Annotated in this window: 15 protein-coding genes and 1 pseudogene; 9 read left to right on the top strand and 7 right to left on the bottom strand. The window is 68.9% G+C overall.

All coding sequences use genetic code 11. The annotated features are described in order from the left end of the window. The first annotated feature begins 156 nt into the window (after positions 1-156). Positions 157-1,530: an FAD-dependent oxidoreductase gene (locus OHA89_RS35395; protein WP_266611987.1), complete on the top strand. Its 1,374-nt coding sequence runs from the start codon at positions 157-159 to the stop codon at positions 1,528-1,530. A 91-nt stretch (positions 1,531-1,621) separates the two neighbouring features. Beyond that, positions 1,622-2,656, top strand: coding sequence for a hypothetical protein (locus OHA89_RS35390; RefSeq protein WP_406367928.1), 1,035 nt, complete (start codon positions 1,622-1,624; stop codon positions 2,654-2,656). An 80-nt stretch (positions 2,657-2,736) separates the two neighbouring features. Here the strand turns inward: OHA89_RS35390 and OHA89_RS35385 are convergent, their stop codons facing one another. Then, entirely contained in the window at positions 2,737-3,741 is a 1,005-nt protein-coding gene (locus tag OHA89_RS35385) for a BtrH N-terminal domain-containing protein (protein ID WP_266611984.1), read from the bottom strand. Positions 3,742-4,069: 328 nt separating this feature from the next. Between OHA89_RS35385 and OHA89_RS35380 the strand changes: the two genes are divergently transcribed. After that, a complete protein-coding gene (locus OHA89_RS35380) occupies positions 4,070-4,723 on the top strand; it encodes a DNA alkylation repair protein (protein ID WP_266612594.1) in 654 nt (217 codons plus the stop codon). A 58-nt stretch (positions 4,724-4,781) separates the two neighbouring features. Here OHA89_RS35380 and OHA89_RS35375 read toward each other — a convergent pair whose 3' ends face one another. Further along, positions 4,782-5,471, bottom strand: a complete 690-nt coding sequence (locus OHA89_RS35375) for a TetR/AcrR family transcriptional regulator (protein ID WP_266611982.1) — start codon at positions 5,469-5,471, stop codon at positions 4,782-4,784. A gap of 222 nt (positions 5,472-5,693) precedes the next feature. Here OHA89_RS35375 and OHA89_RS35370 point away from each other — a divergent pair, with 222 nt between their 5' ends. The 4 genes from OHA89_RS35370 (at position 5,694) to OHA89_RS35355 (ending at position 9,790) form a co-directional block, all read left to right on the top strand. Then, complete coding sequence (locus OHA89_RS35370) at positions 5,694-7,076, top strand: M6 family metalloprotease domain-containing protein (RefSeq protein WP_266611981.1); 1,383 nt, start codon at positions 5,694-5,696, stop codon at positions 7,074-7,076. A 301-nt stretch (positions 7,077-7,377) separates the two neighbouring features. Next, the gene (locus tag OHA89_RS35365) at positions 7,378-8,499 is read left to right on the top strand and encodes an MBL fold metallo-hydrolase (RefSeq protein ID WP_406367927.1); all 1,122 of its coding nucleotides are present in this window, start codon (positions 7,378-7,380) and stop codon (positions 8,497-8,499) included. Positions 8,500-8,837: 338 nt separating this feature from the next. Continuing rightward, complete coding sequence (locus tag OHA89_RS35360) at positions 8,838-9,416, top strand: hypothetical protein (protein ID WP_406367926.1); 579 nt, start codon at positions 8,838-8,840, stop codon at positions 9,414-9,416. A 2-nt stretch (positions 9,417-9,418) separates the two neighbouring features. Beyond that, complete coding sequence (locus tag OHA89_RS35355; RefSeq protein WP_406368725.1) at positions 9,419-9,790, top strand: peptidase inhibitor family I36 protein; 372 nt, start codon at positions 9,419-9,421, stop codon at positions 9,788-9,790. Here the strand turns inward: OHA89_RS35355 and OHA89_RS35350 are convergent. The 3 genes from OHA89_RS35350 to OHA89_RS35340 form a co-directional block, all read right to left on the bottom strand. Beyond that, positions 9,733-10,224, bottom strand: a complete 492-nt coding sequence (locus OHA89_RS35350) for a hypothetical protein (protein WP_406367925.1) — start codon at positions 10,222-10,224, stop codon at positions 9,733-9,735. The two genes, OHA89_RS35355 and OHA89_RS35350, sit on opposite strands and share 58 nt — an antisense overlap. Before the next feature lie 325 nt (positions 10,225-10,549). Further along, positions 10,550-14,575 carry a tetratricopeptide repeat protein gene (locus tag OHA89_RS35345; RefSeq protein ID WP_406367924.1) on the bottom strand — a complete coding sequence of 1,342 codons (4,026 nt, stop codon included), beginning with the start codon at positions 14,573-14,575 and terminating at the stop codon, positions 10,550-10,552. Between the two features lie 429 nt (positions 14,576-15,004). Then, a complete protein-coding gene (locus OHA89_RS35340) occupies positions 15,005-15,388 on the bottom strand; it encodes a hypothetical protein (RefSeq protein ID WP_266611977.1) in 384 nt (127 codons plus the stop codon). A 103-nt stretch (positions 15,389-15,491) separates the two neighbouring features. Between OHA89_RS35340 and OHA89_RS35335 the strand changes: the two genes are divergently transcribed. Further along, complete coding sequence (locus tag OHA89_RS35335) at positions 15,492-15,980, top strand: MarR family winged helix-turn-helix transcriptional regulator (RefSeq protein WP_266611976.1); 489 nt, start codon at positions 15,492-15,494, stop codon at positions 15,978-15,980. Between the two features lie 46 nt (positions 15,981-16,026). On the opposite strand, the pseudogene OHA89_RS35330 reads toward OHA89_RS35335, so the two are convergent. Beyond that, a pseudogene (locus OHA89_RS35330) lies at positions 16,027-16,198 on the bottom strand (IS630 family transposase); the annotation flags it as partial. Then, the gene (locus OHA89_RS35325) at positions 16,197-16,514 is read right to left on the bottom strand and encodes a YrhB domain-containing protein (RefSeq protein WP_266612624.1); all 318 of its coding nucleotides are present in this window, start codon (positions 16,512-16,514) and stop codon (positions 16,197-16,199) included. The pseudogene OHA89_RS35330 and the gene OHA89_RS35325, both read right to left, overlap by 2 nt. 49 nt (positions 16,515-16,563) lie before the next feature. On the opposite strand from OHA89_RS35325, the gene OHA89_RS35320 reads away from it, so the two are divergent. Next, positions 16,564-16,902 carry a lysine transporter LysE gene (locus OHA89_RS35320; protein WP_406367923.1) on the top strand — a complete coding sequence of 113 codons (339 nt, stop codon included), beginning with the start codon at positions 16,564-16,566 and terminating at the stop codon, positions 16,900-16,902. The last annotated feature ends 14 nt before the right edge of the window (positions 16,903-16,916 follow it).

The raw sequence follows: 16,916 nt of genomic DNA, 5'->3' as shown, positions 1-16,916 counted from the left end.
TGCCAGTACACAGCCTCTCGCCGAACGGACCAACTCATATACCCAGAGGCCCAGTTCGGAGCACCCGCCTCCGCATTCCGACGGACGACCCCGTTGCTCAACCGAAGATCGCCAAGCAGTAGGCTCGTTCCGCAACACGACGCGAAGGGGAGTTCAGTGGCGCGGGTTGCGGTCATCGGTGGGGGTATCAGTGGGCTGGGTACGGCGCTCATGCTTGGCCGGCGGGGCCACACGGTCACGTTGTTCGAGCAGGACGCGCGGCAGGCCGGAGAGGACCTGAACCGGGACTTCTTCCACTGGACCAGGCCCCGGGTCCCGCAGGCCATCCAGCCCCACTCCTTCCTCGCACCCGTGCGCACCGTGTTGCGCACCGAGACCCCTGATGTCTACGCGGACCTACTGGCGCGCGGAGCCCGGGAGTACCACGACTTCGACTGGTTCGGCGAACATCCGCCGCATCGGGCCGGTGATGAGGACCTGGTGACCCTGCGCACCCGCCGCATCGTGCTGGAGGCCGCCTTGGCCGCGGCTGTGCGGCGGGAACGCACCGTCGATGTGCGGCAAGGCTGCCGGGTGGGCGGCCTCACCCTCGGGGAGGACCGCCCCGCCCGGGTCACCGGCGTACAGGTGGGCGCCGAAACACACCAGGCGGACCTGGTCGTCGATGCGTCCGGTCGGCGCTCGCCGGTTCCCGCCTGGCTGATCGCGGCCGGCTGCCGCCCGCCCCTGGTCGACAGCCACCGCACCGGGATCGCTTATCTGTGCCGCTGGTACCGGCTGCGGGCCGAGGGCCCGCGTGACCCGGGACGGGTGAAGACCGGCTCGGCCGCGCCGTTCGCGCTCGCCGGCGTCTTCCCTTCCGACAACGACACCTTCGCGCTGCACCTGGTGCTCTCCACGGCTGATCCGACCCGCGGCGCACTCACCGACCCCGCCGTGTTCGAGGCCGCCGCCCGCCGCTTCCCCGCCACCGCCGCCTGGCTCGACCTGGCCCCCGAACCACAGTCGGCCGTCCTGGCGATGGCCGGTCTGGACAACCGCTGGACCGCCCTCGCCGACGATGACGGACCCATCGTCGCCGGCCTGGTCAACGCCGGGGACAGCCTGATCCACACCAACCCCACCTCGGGCCATGGCGCGGCCCTCGGCCTGCGCGCCGCCCAGCAGATCGCCACCCATGCCGACCAGATCGCCGCGGACCCCGTCGGCTACCACACCTGGACGGCGCAGGCCCTCCGCCCGTTGTTCGAAGCTCAGGTGACGGCCGACCGCGCCAACGAGCAACGTCTCGCCGAGAGCGCACCCCTCTCAGACCGGCGGGCTGCCGCCCTGGGCGCCTGCGCCTTCGACGATCCCGTCGTCATGAGAGCCCGAGCCCAGGTACGCCATCTCCTGCGACCGGCCCCCGACGCGTACGGCACCGACGAAGTGGACCGACACGTCACCGCCTGGCTGGCTGCCCGCCCGGACTTCTCGCCACAGCACGACGGCCCGACCCGCGATCAGTGGGATGCGCTCATCCCAGTCTGAGCGCTGCGGCGGGAACGTGCCTACGCTGGGAAGAGGCTCACAGGGAAAGCAGCCGGCGCCATCTCGGAGAACGCTCGGATGAGGTGAAGCCATGACGACGAAGCGCATGGCGGAATTGCGCTCAGGTAATCGAATCCCCGTCATTGCCACGGTTTCCGCCGTTGCCGCCGCGTGTCTGCTGTCCGGGTACACGGATTCCGACACGAGGGCGCTTCCCACGACGGTTGTTCCGGTTGCTGCCGGCTCGCAAGACGATTCCTGCCAGACCTCGCTGCCGGACAGTTTCTGGCGTGCACCCGTGGATACGCTTCCCGTGCACACGCGCTCCGCCCAGTACGTCTCCTCGATCGGGGCCACGGAGCCCCTGCACCCGGACTTCGGGTCGGGGCTCGTCGACGGCGAGCCTTTCGGCATCCCCATCACCGTCTCGGACGCGACGGTGCCGGAGTCGAAGGTCACCCTGGACTACGCCGAGGAAAGCGACACGTCCGGGTACCGGATCCCGCAGAATGCCAAGATCGAGAACGGTCCGGCGAGCGAGGGGGACCGGCACGTCGTCGTCTGGGACCGCGCCCTGTGCAAGTCCTACGAGCTCTGGAACGCGAAGCCGCAAGGCGGCAACGCCTGGCACGCCGGCTCGGGCGCGGTCTTCGACCTGCGGACCCACGAACTGCGGCCCGACGGGTGGACGTCGGCCGATGCCGCCGGCCTTGCCGTCCTCCCCGGTCTGGCGCGCTACGACGAGGCGGCGGCCGGGCGAATCGACCACGCGATCCGCATGACCGTGCCTCGCTCGGACCAAAGCTACGTCTGGCCCGCAAGGCACCAGGCGGGCTCCGCGGCGGACGAGTCGCTGCCTCCCATGGGACTGCGGCTGCGGCTCAAGAGCTCGGTGGACACCTCGAAGCTGGCCCCGCAGGCCAAGGCCGTGGCCGAAGCGCTCAAGAAGTACGGCGCCATCGTCGCGGACAACGGCTCGGCCTGGTACATCACCGGTGAAGAAAACCCCGGTTGGGACAATTCTCAGCTCGACGCGCTCAAGGGCTTCAAGGGATCGGACTTCGAGGCGGTCGACGCATCCGGACTCCAACAGTCGCCGGACTCGGGAGCCGTTGCACCAAAGTGACCCGCGGGACACGAGAGAACGTGACCGGCCCGCGCTCGGACACGACGCCCGGTACCCGGTACCCGACCACGCGACGGGCGCTACTTCTGCAGCGCCCGCACCGCCTGCTGCTCCAGGTCCAGGCAGCGGTCCACGCGTTCCGCACACGCGTCGAAGAGCGCCCGCCGCCCCTCGGCGCCGGCATCCGGATCGGCGTCCCGGGCCAGCACGGCCAGCTCCGACCAATGCCGGGCGGACTCTCTGAACAGTGCGGCAGCCTCCGGGCGCCCGACAAGCTCGAGGAAGTCCGCGTACAGCGGCCTGGTCGCGCCCGGAGCGGTCCACTCCTGCTCCAGGCAGGCATGCAGCCGCCCGGTGCCGGCACTGAACGCCTCGGGCGAGCTGCCGAACCGGCGCTCCCAGCCCACCTTCGTGGTGCTGTCGCGCAGCTGCGCGGCGAGCTTCTCCATCCCGGTGAAGCCGAAGTTCACGTCGAACTTGTTCCCCAGAACCGGCCCGGTGAGATGCGTGACGGTGGAGGCGATCGCCCCTGCCACATCCGGCTCCCCCTCGGGCGGCCCGGTGGGGACGATCAGCTGGTGGCGGCCCTTGCGGTGCGCGGTCCAGGCAGCACCGAACTCCTCGCGGTCGATCCGGTACGGCGTCTCGGCACCGTCCTCGATCAGCAGGTCGTCGCCGTCGTAGCCGGCGATGACAACCGTGTAGGGGTCGGCGCCCGTCATCTCGGCGTCCGGGTCGGCCTCGTGCCAGGGCAGCGAGGAACGGTCGACCACGCAGAAGGCCGGCTGCCCCTCGTCGAGCGCGGCACGGACCCTGCCCCAGCGGGGCTTCATCGCGCGCGTGGCGTCGTACGGGACCCCCAGGCGGCCGAGCGCGACCTGCACCCAGGGCTCGGGGTGGGCCTGCGCCACGATCGTGACGATGGGCAGCCGGCCCTCGTACTCGAACACGAAATACATGAAGCCGATCCCCCCGGCGAGGCCGGCCACGAGCTCCTCGTCGTGGACGCTGCCCAAGGCGTGCCGAATAAGGGAGGCCTCGCGGTGGCGTCCGGTGCCGAAGTCGTCGTACACGAGCACAGTCATGCGGTCAGCCTAGCCGCGGAAACCACGGCGCCCGCGCGCCCTCCGCCGGCCGCTCCCTCGAACCCGGCTCGACGCCCCCCGATGCCTACGCCACCGGACCGAGGTCGCCTTCGACGACGGTCCGGGTGATCGGGGGCCGGTCCCAGAGGGCGAGGAGTTCGTTGGCGAGGTCCGCGACGGCCAGGGGGCCGCGAGAGGGTTCCGCTGATCATCCATGCGCCGACCGTATGCGGGGCCACTGACACCGAATGCGGCTTCCGTCGTAGGCTGAATCCCGCACGCGAATGGACAGGAGACTGAGGTGGCCGAGACGGCGTTGGCCGAGGTGATGGCCGAGCTGGCCGGGCTCGAGGACCCGAAGGCCCGCGCGGTGAACGAGAAGCACGGTGACGATCACGGTGTGAACCTGAGCAAGCTGCGCGCGCTCGCGAAGCGGCTGAAGACGCAGCAGGAACTGGCGTGCCGGCTCTGGGAGACGGATGACACCGCGGCGCGACTGCTGGCGCTCCTGATCTGCCGCCCGAAGGCGTTCGGGCGTGACGAGTTGGACGTCATGTTGCGCGAGGCGCGCACACCCAAGGTGCACGACTGGCTCGTGAACTACGTGGTGAAGAAGAACCCGCACTGCGAAGAGCTGCGTCTGACCTGGTCCGCCGATCCGGATCCCGTGGTCGCGAGTGCCGGCTGGGCGCTGACCACCGAACGCGTGGCGAAGAAGCCCGAGGGCCTCGACCTCGGAGGACTGCTCGACGTCATCGAGGCGGAGATGAAAGACGCCCCGGATCGCCTGCAGTGGGCGATGAACCACTGCCTTGCCCAGATCGGCATCGAGCACGCCGAGCACCGCGCCCGCGCGATCGACATCGGTGAGCGCCTTCAGGTACTCAAGGACTACCCGACCTCCCCGGGCTGCACGTCTCCGTTCGCGCCCACCTGGATCACCGAGATGGTGCGCCGACAGCACGACGCGACGCCGGCCTGACCGAGCGGCGTCCCGGGCAGGGGCAGCCGCAGGCGTCCGGCTGCGCCGGGCCGGGGCATCAGGATCCGGGCAGGTAGCGGCCGAGGAGTGCGTCGAGACCGGCGGCCAGTTGCTCCTCCCCGCCGCGGACGGCCAGGGCCGGGCCCAGCGACCGGAGCAGCGGGAAGTCCTTGACCGGGAGACGGTGCAGGCCGAGCCGGAAGGCCGGATCGGGTTCGTCGGGGTTGTCCACGACCTCGCGCAGCTCGATGACGATGTAACCCAGGACCCAGGAGATGAACGCCCGATAGATCTTGAGTGTGGTCTGCTCATCCAGCCCTGCCGTGTGCAGGAGGGCGAGCACACGTTCGTGGGCGCGTAGCACCGCGGGGGGCCTGCGGGCCATGGGGACCGTGAAGGGCCGTACGGCCACCAGCGGAATCACGTGAGGGTGAGCGAGAGCCACCCTGTACATCGCCCGCGCGATGCCCAGGAGCGCCTCGCGCCAAGGGAGCGCGGCCTCGTCGCGCAGGACGGAGACGGCGGACGCGGCGCTGTCCAGCTCCTGCTCAAGCTCGATGAACAGGTTCTCGACCAGGCCGTCCAGCAGATCGTCCTTGCTGGGTGTGTACCGGTAGAGGGCCATGGTCTCCACACCGAGTTCGCCGGCCACCCGGCGCATGCTCAGACCATCGAGCCCCTCGTCGTCCACCACGCGGAGCGCTGCTTCGAGGACGCGCTGGCGGCTGAGCGGACTGCGGGCAGTCATGGCCGCACCTCCGGAGTTCCGGCTCCGGCCCCGCCCCGCCTTGACGACGGCATTGCGCGGGTGGAGCCTGTATACGTACAGCATAAACGGATGGCGTCCGTATACGCCCTAAGCATGGTTTTTCACACCGTGCTCTGTGATCGTCCAAGCAAGTGAGTGGTCGCCATGCGACACACGAGTACGTCCCCCTTGTCACATCGCCTTTCCTGCACCGGCCCCTGCTTGGCCCCGCTGTCCCCCGACGCGCTGGCCCAGCTCTATTGCGACTATCTGCAGCTGCTGGATTCGGGGCGGCTGCCGAGTTACACCACCTTCGAGGACTACTACTACACCTGGCGCTCCACCCGGCGAGCTGAAAGGCTCGTCGGCCTCGACGACGGCGCCGTGCGCGTCGAACCGACTGCGGAGCGGCAATTGATCACGAGGCCCGACAAGCAGCTCAGGGGTGTCGTCAATACGCTCGTGCTGCTGGTCGACTTTCCCGACAAGCCACACGAGCCGAGCCACAGCCCGGGCCACTACGAGCAGCTGTTGTTCAGCACGAACTCCTTGCCGACCGGCAGCATGCGGGAGTTCTACCGCAAGATCAGCAGCTTCGATGCGTTCGGCAACGAAGGCATCGACATCCAGGGCGAGGTCCACGGCTGGTTCCGGCTGCCACAACCGCATTCCTTCTACGCCGACGGCAACTCGGGGCAGGGCAGGTTCCCCCGCAACTCGCAGGGCATGGCCCGGGACGCGGTGAAGCTGGCCAAGGCCGAGGGCATCGACTTCAGACCGTTCGACGCGATGGACGAGAACACGGTCACTGCGCTGTTCATCGTGCACGCGGGGTCCGGAGCCGAGAGGACCAGGAGCCGCGACGACATCTGGAGCCTCAAGTGGGGCGTGCCAGGAGGTATCGCCGTCGGCCCGGGCCTGGCCGTGGAGACGTTCCTCACGGTACCGGAGGACTGCGCGATGGGCTTGTGCGCCCACGAGTGGGGCCACTTGGCCGCCCGCTGGGCCGACTACTACGACACGGGTCGGCTGCAGGCGACCAAATCCAGCGGCCTCGGCAACTACTGCCTCATGGCGGCGGGCAATTGGGGCAACTTCGGCCTCACACCGGTGTTCCCCAACGGCATGCTGCGCATGTTCCACGGCTGGGCCTCTCCGAAGCGCATCACGAAGACCAGCAAGGACGTGGTGCTGCGGCCGGCCGCGGAGGGCGGTGACATGCTCTTCATCCAGAACGCGGACACGATGACGGAGACTCAGTACATCCTCGTCGAGTACCGGCGCCGCCGAGGACAGGACGCGTTCCTGCCGGACGCCGGAATCTCGGTCTACACGGTCGACGAAGCGATTCCGAATGTGGACGAGGAGGACCGTCTCGCGATCGAGCTCCTGCAGGCCGACGGCAGACGCGACCTGGGCGCGATCTTCGGCCGGGGCAACCGGGGCGACTCCACCGATCTGTATCCCTCGCTGGGGAACAGGTCCATCGGCAAATCGACGACTCCGGCACTCAACCTGCCGGATGGGAGATGGTCCGGCGTCACCGTCGAGGTCGAGGGCAACCCCGACGACGACGAGATGGCCGTCGACATCCACATGGAGTGAGATCGGCCGATCGCCGGAACGTCCGCTCCGATCCTGCCGTCCTCCGCGCCGCCTGCCGGGGCGGAGGACGGTTCGTGGAGGTTCCTCAGGATCACAGGCATATCCGCCCCGCCCGCTGTGGGTGTACGAACGCCTACACCCACAGGTGTGCACACCATCCGGGCAGTGGCCGGAGGCTTCCCGGGGACACCCTGCCTGGCGCGGCGTACGCTCGTCGGTAGGGGACTCGTGGTGGACATCGTCGAGGCGGGCAGGGCTCACCGGCGGCGAGCCGGACCCGGACCAGACCGCGGGAGGGTCCATGACCGCGCTCGGTGACCTGATCGAGATCGACGACGGGACCGTGCTGGTCCTCGGGCAGGAACTGGACGTCGAGCACGATCAGCCCGACGTCGCCAACGCCCTCGTACACCGGGTCGGCGACACCCTGGTGCTTGTGGACACCGGCGTCACCGCGACCTTCCGCGCGGCACTGCGGGAGGCGGCCGACCGGGTCGGGCACTGGTCCCGGGCACTGGCGCTGACCACGCACGGCCATCTTGACCACGTCGGCAACAACGACCTGGCCGACGAGCTGGGTGTGCCGGTCGAGCACTACGTCCCCGCCCTCGACCTCGACCAGATGCGGGACCCGGCGTCGTACTGGGTGCGGTCCTTCGACCGGATCGCCGGGTTGGCGCCGCTGCCCGCGTCGCCCGCACTGGCCGGCCAGGTGGTGTCGCTCTTCCAGCCGATGCGGCCCTTCGGCGCGACGACCCGGACCTACGAGGAACGGCCCCTGGAGCGGATTCGGATCGGCTCGCTTCGGTTCACCGGCTGGACCTTCGCCGACGGCGCGGTCCGCGTGCTGCGCAGCCAGGGCCACTGCGCCGGGCACGTGATCGTGCACCTGAGGGAATGCGGCGTCCTCCACCTGTCCGACGAGGGCAACGGACCCTGCGGTGCGATGGCTGACGCCGACCAGCTCAAGATCCAGACCGTACTGGGCGCCGTCGCTCTCCTCTTCGAGGAGGGAGAAGCCGCGCTCCTCACCGACGGGCACACCTTCGCCGTGCGCCGTGGCACTGAGGTGGCGTCGTACCTGGACGGGCTGCTGGAGCAGGCAATCGCCCTGCAGGCTGCGGCACTCGGTCTGACCAGGGAAGGCAGGCAGGTTCGGCCGGGCTCGTTCACCACCCGCTATGCGGAAGCCATCGCTGAACTGGGGGTCGGTGGCGCCAACCCGAACAGGATGTCCACCGCCATGATGGCGGTCAACCAGCTCCGCGAGCTCGGGCTACGGCCGGAGTCCGGCGGCGTCGACGCGCCTTGGTCCCGGCCCGCGTTCCAAAACCCCGCGCCGGTCCCCCCGCGGCCTGGCTCCGATGCCCGCGACCGCGGCAGTCACGATGCCCCGCTGGAGGCTGAGGGCAGGGACCGCTGAACCCTGGCGGCGTCTCGGCCACGGCACTTGGGGGTGTGACCTTCGGCCGCGGCGCTCGTTCACCGGCAGTGAGGAAGATCATCACCGTCGCAGCGCGGGGCACACGCGTCTCGACGGCGCCGCTGCCGGAACGGCGGACCACCAGGTCGGCTGAACCATTGCGACTGATCCGCGCCGTCTGTATCGCAACCTTGGCCCTGCTGCTGACGAGCTGCGCCGATCACCCGACCGCGTCCCCACATCGTGGGATCCCGGCTGGCGAACAGGCCCAGGACGACCTCATCAAGTCCGCGCAGCTTGTGCTCGCCACCCGCTGTCTTTCCGGGCAGGGGCTGACCATGCCATCCCCGCGGGAACGCCCGAAGGCCACTGCCGCAGAGGACAAGCGGTTCCGAGCCGCCTATTTCGGCACTGACCCCCGCGAGCTGGCCCTCACGCTCCCCACCGGGTACACGGTCACCGCCAACACGGATGGCTGCCTCGCCAACGCGCAGCGCGTCCTCTACGGCGATCAGAAGCGGTGGTTCGAGGCCGAAGTGGTCGTCAACAACCTGCGCGCGGAAGCGCAGGCCCGGATGGCGACCGACCCCGATCACCGCGCCGCGACGGCCCGCTGGAAGCGCTGCGCCGGAAACCCGTCCGGAGCACGCCCGGACCACCCGGACCCTGCCGTCACCGACCGCTGCAACCGTGAGAGCGGCCTGGCGGAGGTCGAATCCCGCCTGGAGCCCACCCTGCTGGCCAAGGTGCGTACCGAGCGGCGCGAGCAACTGGCCGCCCACCGGCAGCTGCGGACGATCGCCCTGCGGCGCGCCGCCGACCTGACCTCCGCCGCAAAGGCCCCTAGGGGCCCAGCCGGAGAACCGAACGACCACCGATCTGAAACCGACCCCACCGAAAGGCGCCACCCCTCATGACCATGCAACGCATCATCACGTCCGCCGCCGCGGCGCTCCTCGCCATGACCGGAGCCCTGACGGTCGCCACTGCGGCTGGCGCGGCCGACTGCCCCAGCGGACATTTCTGCGCCTGGACGGACGCCAACTACGGCGGCCAGCGCGCCAACTGGTCCGGCGATGACGGCTGGTGGGAGAGCTTCATCGCCGACGAGGACTCCTCGTGGGCCAACCACGGCATTTCCGGTCCGGGTGTCAAGGACCACGTCAAGGTGTACTCCGCGGCACACCAGGGCGGCCACATGACCATCTGCCTGACCCCTGGCCAGGAGGTCGGCTACAACGGAGCCGCAAACGACAACGGCGACTCCCACACCTGGTCGATGAGCTGCTGAACCGAGCCCGTACCGGCAATTGATCCGACCGATGAGGCAGAACAGCACGCAGACCTTCTGATCTGCACGATCCACCTTGCCGGCGAGGGCGGCCGGTGCCCACTCGCACCCACGCCCTCGCCGCAATCCGGATACGGCTCCGCTCGCGGACGCGCCGAACTACCGGCCGAGCTCGTAGTCGAACCAGATCCGGTGAGTGCCATCGGCGTCGACCGCGACGCCGCCGGTCCCGGTGATCCCGGCTCCGAGACCGTCATCCCGGTCTCGGCCGCCGCCTGGGCGAGGGCGTCCACGAGCGCTCGGGCGGCGACCTTCCCCCGCGGATCGAGGGCCTTCTTGCGGGCGACGAGCTGCTCACCGGTGCGCCAGTCCCGACCGTCCATCAGCGCACGCGCGGCGGCCGGTGCAACACGCTCACCGGCGACCAGCCCCAACTCGCCGAGGCCGCTGCCGATCCACCGCAGGGCGCTCTCCCCGGCGAGCCGTTACTCGACCTGAGCATCCTCGGCCCGGTCGCATCCGCAGTCCTCGCTCAGCCGGTCGGCGACCTGCTCGGGGGCGTAGGTTATGTCCGACACGCCCAGAGGCCCTCGATTTTTGTCCGCGGACAAAAGTCGAGGGCCTCTGTTGTCAACGACAGCGTGAGATGCCGGTCTCAGATGCAGCCTGTCTCGCCAGGACCGTGCACGGCGCATGACGCACCGCGTCAACACCCCGTTCTGGGGTTGTTCCGCCACGTTGGCCGAGCCGGCAGCTTCTTCATCGGGCTGCGTGCTCCGAAAGAATCCGCTGACACGCTCGCACCCGGTGCGCGACCTCAGCATCCAAGGCCGACAGCTCGCTGAGGTAGTGCTGAAGGTCTGCGAGAGTGCCCTGGTCCGAGATGCGTGAGAGAAACAGCGCAGTTACCTCCGAGACACTGTCCTCCTGCTCGAACATGAGAACGCGGATCAAGGTGAAGACCAGAGGAGTGTCGTCGGCCGCTACACCCCCAGGGTGGTCGATCAGTTCCGCCCACCGCTCCCTTGTCTCATCGATTCCTGACCGGATTGTGTCGAGCATCGCCTTCTCGAAGAGACATTCGGTGTCGTCGGGATCCGCGGCCAGCACTCGCTCAAGATCATTACTGGCCTGTACGTAGTCCCCCATCTGACGAGCAGTGATAGCGCGTTCTTGGAGTGCCAAGGCATTGGTGGGATCCGAGTTGAGTGCGGCAGTGAAGTCGGCGACGGCCTTGTCATGTTGGCCGGCCTGCCGGTGGAATATGCCGCGTTGTGTGAGTACGAAGGCGTGGGTGGGGTCTGGGTCGAGTGCTGCTGTGACGTCGGCGATGCCCTCGTCAAAGCGACCCAGTGCCACATGGGCCATGGCGCGTTGCGTGAGTGCCGGCACAAGCATGGGGGTCAGGTTGAGTGCCGCGGTGAGGTCGACGATGGCCTCCTCGTACCGGCTGCTCTGCTGATACACGAACCCGCGTGCCACCAGCGCCAGTGAGTTGGCAGGGTTCAGGGCGAGCGCCGCTGTGACGTCGGCGATGCCCTCGTCGAAGTGACCCAGTGCCACATGGGCCATGGCGCGTTGCGTGAGTGCCCCCGCGAGCGTGGGGTCCTGGTTGAGCGCCGCAGTGAGATCGACGATGGCCTCCTCGCAGCGCTCTGCCTCTCGGTGTGCGATTCCGCGTTCGGCGAGTGCCCATGTCTCGGTGGGATCCAGGTCGAGCGCGGCAGTGAGGTCTGTGATGGCCTCCTCGAAGCGGCCGGCCTGCCGGTGAGCCTGTCCACGGGAGCCCAGTGCCCAGGCGTCGGTGGGGTCAAGGGCGAGCGCGGCGGTGAAGTCGCTGATGGCCTCCTCGTAACGGTCGGACTGCCGATGAGCTTCACCGCGTTGGTTGTAGGCCGAGACCCGGGTGGGGTCCAAGTCGAGTGCGGCGGTGAGGTCGACGATGGCCTCCTCGCGGTGACCGAACTCCCGGTGGGCGATTCCGCGCGAGATGAGCGCCAGGATGTTGGCCGGTTCCAGCGTGAGCGCGGCAGTGAAGTCGGTGATGGCCTCGTCGTAGCGGTCTGTCTCGCGGTAGGCAATTCCGCGTTGCATGAGAACCAACTCGTCTGTGGGGTCCAGGTCTAGTGCCGCAGTGAAGTCCGTGATGGCCTCTGCGTCGTGGCCGACGTCACGGTGTGCCATTGCGCGGAAGACGAGGGCCCTGGCCAGTGTGGGGTCCAGGGCGAGTGCGGCAGTGAAGTCCGTGATGGCCTTCTCGTAGTGGTCGGCCTGGCGATGCGCGATCCCACGTGAGACGAGTAGTCCGGCGTTGGGCGGGTCCAGGGCGAGCGCGGCGGTGAAGTCGGCGATGGCCTCTTCGTAGCGGCCGAACTCCCGGTGTGTGATTCCGCGCGAGACCAGTGTCCAGGAGTTGGTGGGGTCCAGGGCGAGCGCGGCGGTGAAGTCGGCGATGGCCTCATCGTGGCGACTGGCTTTTAGGTGGGCGATTCCGCGTTGGGTGAGGACCAAGGCGCTGGTGGGGTCCAGGTCGAGGGCGGTAGTGAAGTCGGTGACGGCTTCATCGCAGCGGTCCGCCTCCCGGTGTGCGATTCCGCGGTGCGTCATGGCCAGGGTGTTGGTGGGGTTCTGGTTGAGTGCGGCCGTCAGGTCGGCGATGGCCTCCTCGTCGCGGCCGGCGTCCCGGTGTGCCATTCCGCGTACGACGAGTGGCCATGTCTCGGTGGGGTCCAGATCGAGTGCGGCGCTGAGATCGGTGATGGCCTCCTCGAATCGGTCGGCCTGCCAGCGAGCCTGCCCACGGGAGCCCAGTGCCCAGGCGTCGGTGGGGTCAAGGGCGAGCGCGGCGGTGAAGTCGGCGATGGCCTCGTCGTAGCGCTCGGCCTGCCGATGGGCTTCACCGCGTTGGCTGTGGGCCCAGGACAGGGTGGGGTCAAGGGCGAGCGCGGCGGTGAGGTCTGTGATGGCCTCGTCGTAGTGATCGGCCTCCCGGTGGGCTTCACCACGCGTGACGAGCGCCCAGGCATAAGCAGGGTCGAGGGCGAGCGCGGTGGAGAGGTCGCCGATGGCCTGCTCGGTGTGACCCAGCCAGCGGTGTGAGTCTCCCCGGTAGGCCCAGGCGCGACTGTTGCGGGGGTCTAGGCCGATGGCACGGTCGAGTTCTGCCAAGGCTTCCTCATCGCGGTCCTCGAGGTAAAGGTGCCGACCGCGGTACGTGTGAGCCCAGGCCCGGGCAGTGGTGGTGAGACGACCATGGGTGAGCAGCGCTGTCAGAGAGGCCATGGCGGGCTCATCACCTGAGACCGCGTCCTGAAGACGCCGTGCCCACGACACGAGGTCGGGATCTGCCGTGTCTCGCGCTGCCTGATCAAGGGCATCGGCCCACTGCCGCAGAGCGGCCGTATCCCGCCCAGCCGCATGGACAGCCTCGTCCAGGGCTGACGGCAGATGAGCAGCGGGCTGTGCGCAGAGCCGATGGTAGGTCTCGTCAACGTGGTGCCGACGCCACCTGGCGTCACTCCACCGCTTCCCTTCGGGTAGACCTTGCTCGGCAGCGGCGCGCCAACCAGCGTGAGCCTCGGCCAGTTGAAGATGTGCCGCAACCCAGCGCTGCGGCGATCGGGTGCGTTGCTGACGGACCATGCTGGCGCGCACCACGGCGTGGTACTGCTTGAAGTCCCCACGGCCGGTGACAAAGGGTTGGTCACACAGCCACGACCACAGCCCTTGCGCCTCGGGAGGCACGGCGGCGACGAACACGTCCTCGTTCAGCTGCGGTACCAGCGCGCACGCCAGGACCGCCTCGCGTTGCTGCGTGCTGGTGATCCACTGCACGAACCGGTCGACAGCCGCATCCACCACGTCCCCGCCAGCGTCCACGTCTCCGGCAGCCGCGGGTTTGGTGAGCGCGAAGAGTTCCACCAGGAGGGGCAGCCCCATCGACAGCTGCCACACTGCCTCCGCCACCTCTGGCTCGGTCACGCCTCTCGCGGCCAGCAGCGCCCTCGTCTCGGCCTCGTCGAATTCCTCCAGCGGTACGTCGGCCACCTGTGCCCGCAGCTCGGCCCAATCCCGTTCCCGGAGCTCGTCCCGCCCCGCCATCACCACGATCACGTTGGCCGGCAGCGACCCGAAGGCATCGCTCAGTAGCTCTCGAAGCCATTCGTCCAGGTAGCGTCCGGTCTGCTCCCACGTGTCGAGGAAGAGCACCACCCACGGGTACCGGTCGCACAGCCGGCCCACCTCGGAGACGAAGGCACGACTCACACCAACCGCATCACCGCCGCGTGTGCGACGGCTCCGACCCCGCACACCCGCGCGCAGGCGGTCCAGTCCCTGAGCGGCGGTGTCCGGGTTCGCCATGGCGGTCATCACCCCGGCGCCCGGGATGAGCGACACGGCACCCAGCGCGGCTTGCGACACCAGCCGACTGGACACCGATGCCCCGCCTTCCGCCGGGTCCACACCCTCAACCGGCATCGGCTCGGCAGCCGCTTCCTGCTCGCGGCGGTACTGCTCGGCGGCTCGATCGAACTCCTTGAAGGGCCCGGACTCTTCCGCCAACTGCCGCGCCAGCTCCACCAGAGCCTGCTGCACGCCGTGAACGTCGTTCTCGTCCACCACTGCGGTGACCGCCCCGGCTGCTCGCGCGGCCTGCTGCCACTGCCGCACAAGGGTGCTCTTGCCGACCCCGCCCACTCCGCGCACATGGAACAGGAACTCCGCCGCCTCCGGATCCTTCGTCAGGTTCTCTGCGAACAGGGATAACTGAGCCCGCCGACCCACGAACTGCGACCGCGATCGCTGTCGAATCAGCTCGCCTCGCGACCGGCTCCGCTGCCCCGACCCTGCCATGTGCACCCCCGGCTCGGCCTGCCACGCTCGTCGCTTCAGGCTCCAATTGCTTGCCAGCAGTATCGCCGCACGCCGACGGCTACCAGTGGGCATCTCCGGTATCCGCTACGTGCTCTGATCGGGACCCGGCTTCTGAACGGGGACCAGTGGTGGTAGCGGCCGTCTTGGCCACCCAGGATCGGGGTCATCCCCGCGAGCGCAGGGAGCTCACGTGCCGAACTGCAACGCCAGTGCTGCGACCGGTTAGGTTCACCGGGTTGCCGCCCGCTTCCGGCTATGTGGCGCGTTTCTCTGCTTGAGCTTTTTCGAGGTCGATGTGCGCGCGGGCAGGAGCGGGTGGCCCCGGCCCGCGCACGCGCGTCAGGCCACCGCGCCGGCGACTCCGGTGCGGCCGTCGGGGACGCCGACGATCGTCACGATGACCTGCTTGCGGACGGCCTCGCCGAGCACGTCGGCCAGTGCGTCGGTGGTGGTGGCGACTAGGCGGGCGGGAGCGTCCGGGACCTCGGGCAGGTGATACGCGGCCTCGCGCATGCTGAGGGTGACGAGAGGTGCATCGTTGTCGGTCGGGTTGCCGCCGATGCCCCGGCGGTGCTGCGGGATGCCGATCAGGTCCACCCCGACGAGGCGGCGGAACTCCTTGCCGTAGACGGCGCCGACCGCGTCGGTCAGGGCGCTGATCAGCTTCGGTTCTACCGTCCCGTCGAGGGTTTCTTCGCGGATGTGCACGGTGAAGTGCGGCATGGTGGCAACTCCGTTCACGTCGGTACGTATGATGGAGAGCGGCTAGCTTTGAAAGCAAAGCAAAATATCTTTGAAGACAAAGGTAACTGTGGAGGGGTGTGCCATGTCAAGGCCCAAGGCGCTCGACGCCGCGGAGGGCGGCGAGAACGAGGTCGATGACGCCGTCCGGGCCCTGTTGCTGCTCATGCCGCGGATGGTGGGCCGGGTCAAGAAGATCCCCGTGCCCGAGGCACTGCAGTCCTTCGCGCTGGCGCCGCGCCACCTCTCGCTGCTCTCCTACCTGCTCTTCGACGGGCCGATGACCGTGAACGAGCTGGCGGCCCGACTGCAGGTCGCGCCGACGACGGTGAGCCTGCTGGTCGGCGACCTGAGCCGGAAGGGGATCCTGGAACGGCGCGAGGACGAGGCGGACCGGCGTCGTCGGATCATCGGCATCGCGGCCGACCAGCAACCCGCGATCACCGCCTGGCTCGCCCCGGGTGCGGTCGCATGGCGCAAGGCGTTGGCCCCCCTGACCCCGGATCAGCGGCAGCTGTTCGTCGATACTTTGCTCGCGTACGAAGCCGCGGTCAGCGGCGAGGAACAAGGCTGAGGCGAGCCCACGGGCAGCGGATATCCAACGCGGGGACACGCTGCATTCACCGGGTGTCATGCGCCGCGGTGAGGGGGCGTCCTCCCCAGCGGATGCCCTTCTCACTGCGGATGCGGGCGCGTTCGCGGCGCTGGGCGGCCGGTACGTCGCCGTGGCGGGCGTTGGCGTCGCGCCAGCGCAGGTAGCGGATGCAGGGCCCGGGTCTGCACCGTGTGGTTACGCCTCCGCCTTGCCCCCGAGAGCGGTGAGGCGCTGCACCTGGACGTCGAGTTCCCAGGGCGGGATCTCGCCCCGAACCTTCTCCCGGTACTGGTCGGGGTACTGGTCGGGCCATTCCGGTCCGTCGCAGCAGAACTGCCTGTGCACCATGTGCGGGCTTCCGTCCAGCGCGTCGACGAGGAAAGGACCTTGGCCGATGAACATGCCGCGGTAGTCGCGGGAGCGCGCGTACGCCGGCGGCTGGCAGCTGACCAGCCAGCCCAGTTCGTGCCGCTCCATATCGGCAACCATTCCGGGCTCGTGCGGGTCCTGCATACCAAGGCCCCCTCGCGGGACCGCGTCGTACGCGAGGACGGAGGATGCCGTGGGGGTCCGCAGGGCAGCGAAGGCTATCGGCGAGTTCCTGATGGAGACGATCGGGGAAGCCGTCGCCGAGGTGATCCTCAGCCTGTTCGCCTGTGCCCTGCTCGCCGGCCTGGCTCTGATCGCTTACCTGAGCTGGTCTTTCAGCCCACGCTTGACTGTCGCGGGTGCTGGACTGCTCGGCCTCTTCCTCGCCCACGGCGCCTGGAAGACCTTCCGCGATCCCGCGAAAGGCCGCCGCCGTCGGGGCCTCGCCGCCATGACCACGACCGGCTTCACCCTGACCGCTGCGACGGCCGTCTTCCTGTTGTTCTACGCCACGGGTTGCAACTGCCTGTGAGCTCTGCGCACAAG

The organism is Streptomyces sp. NBC_01546 (assembly GCF_045208355.1).
Classification (GTDB): Bacteria; Actinomycetota; Actinomycetes; order Streptomycetales; family Streptomycetaceae; genus Streptomyces.
Note: the sequence above shows the minus strand (reverse complement) of the source record. Positions and strands in the feature narration are given on the sequence as shown.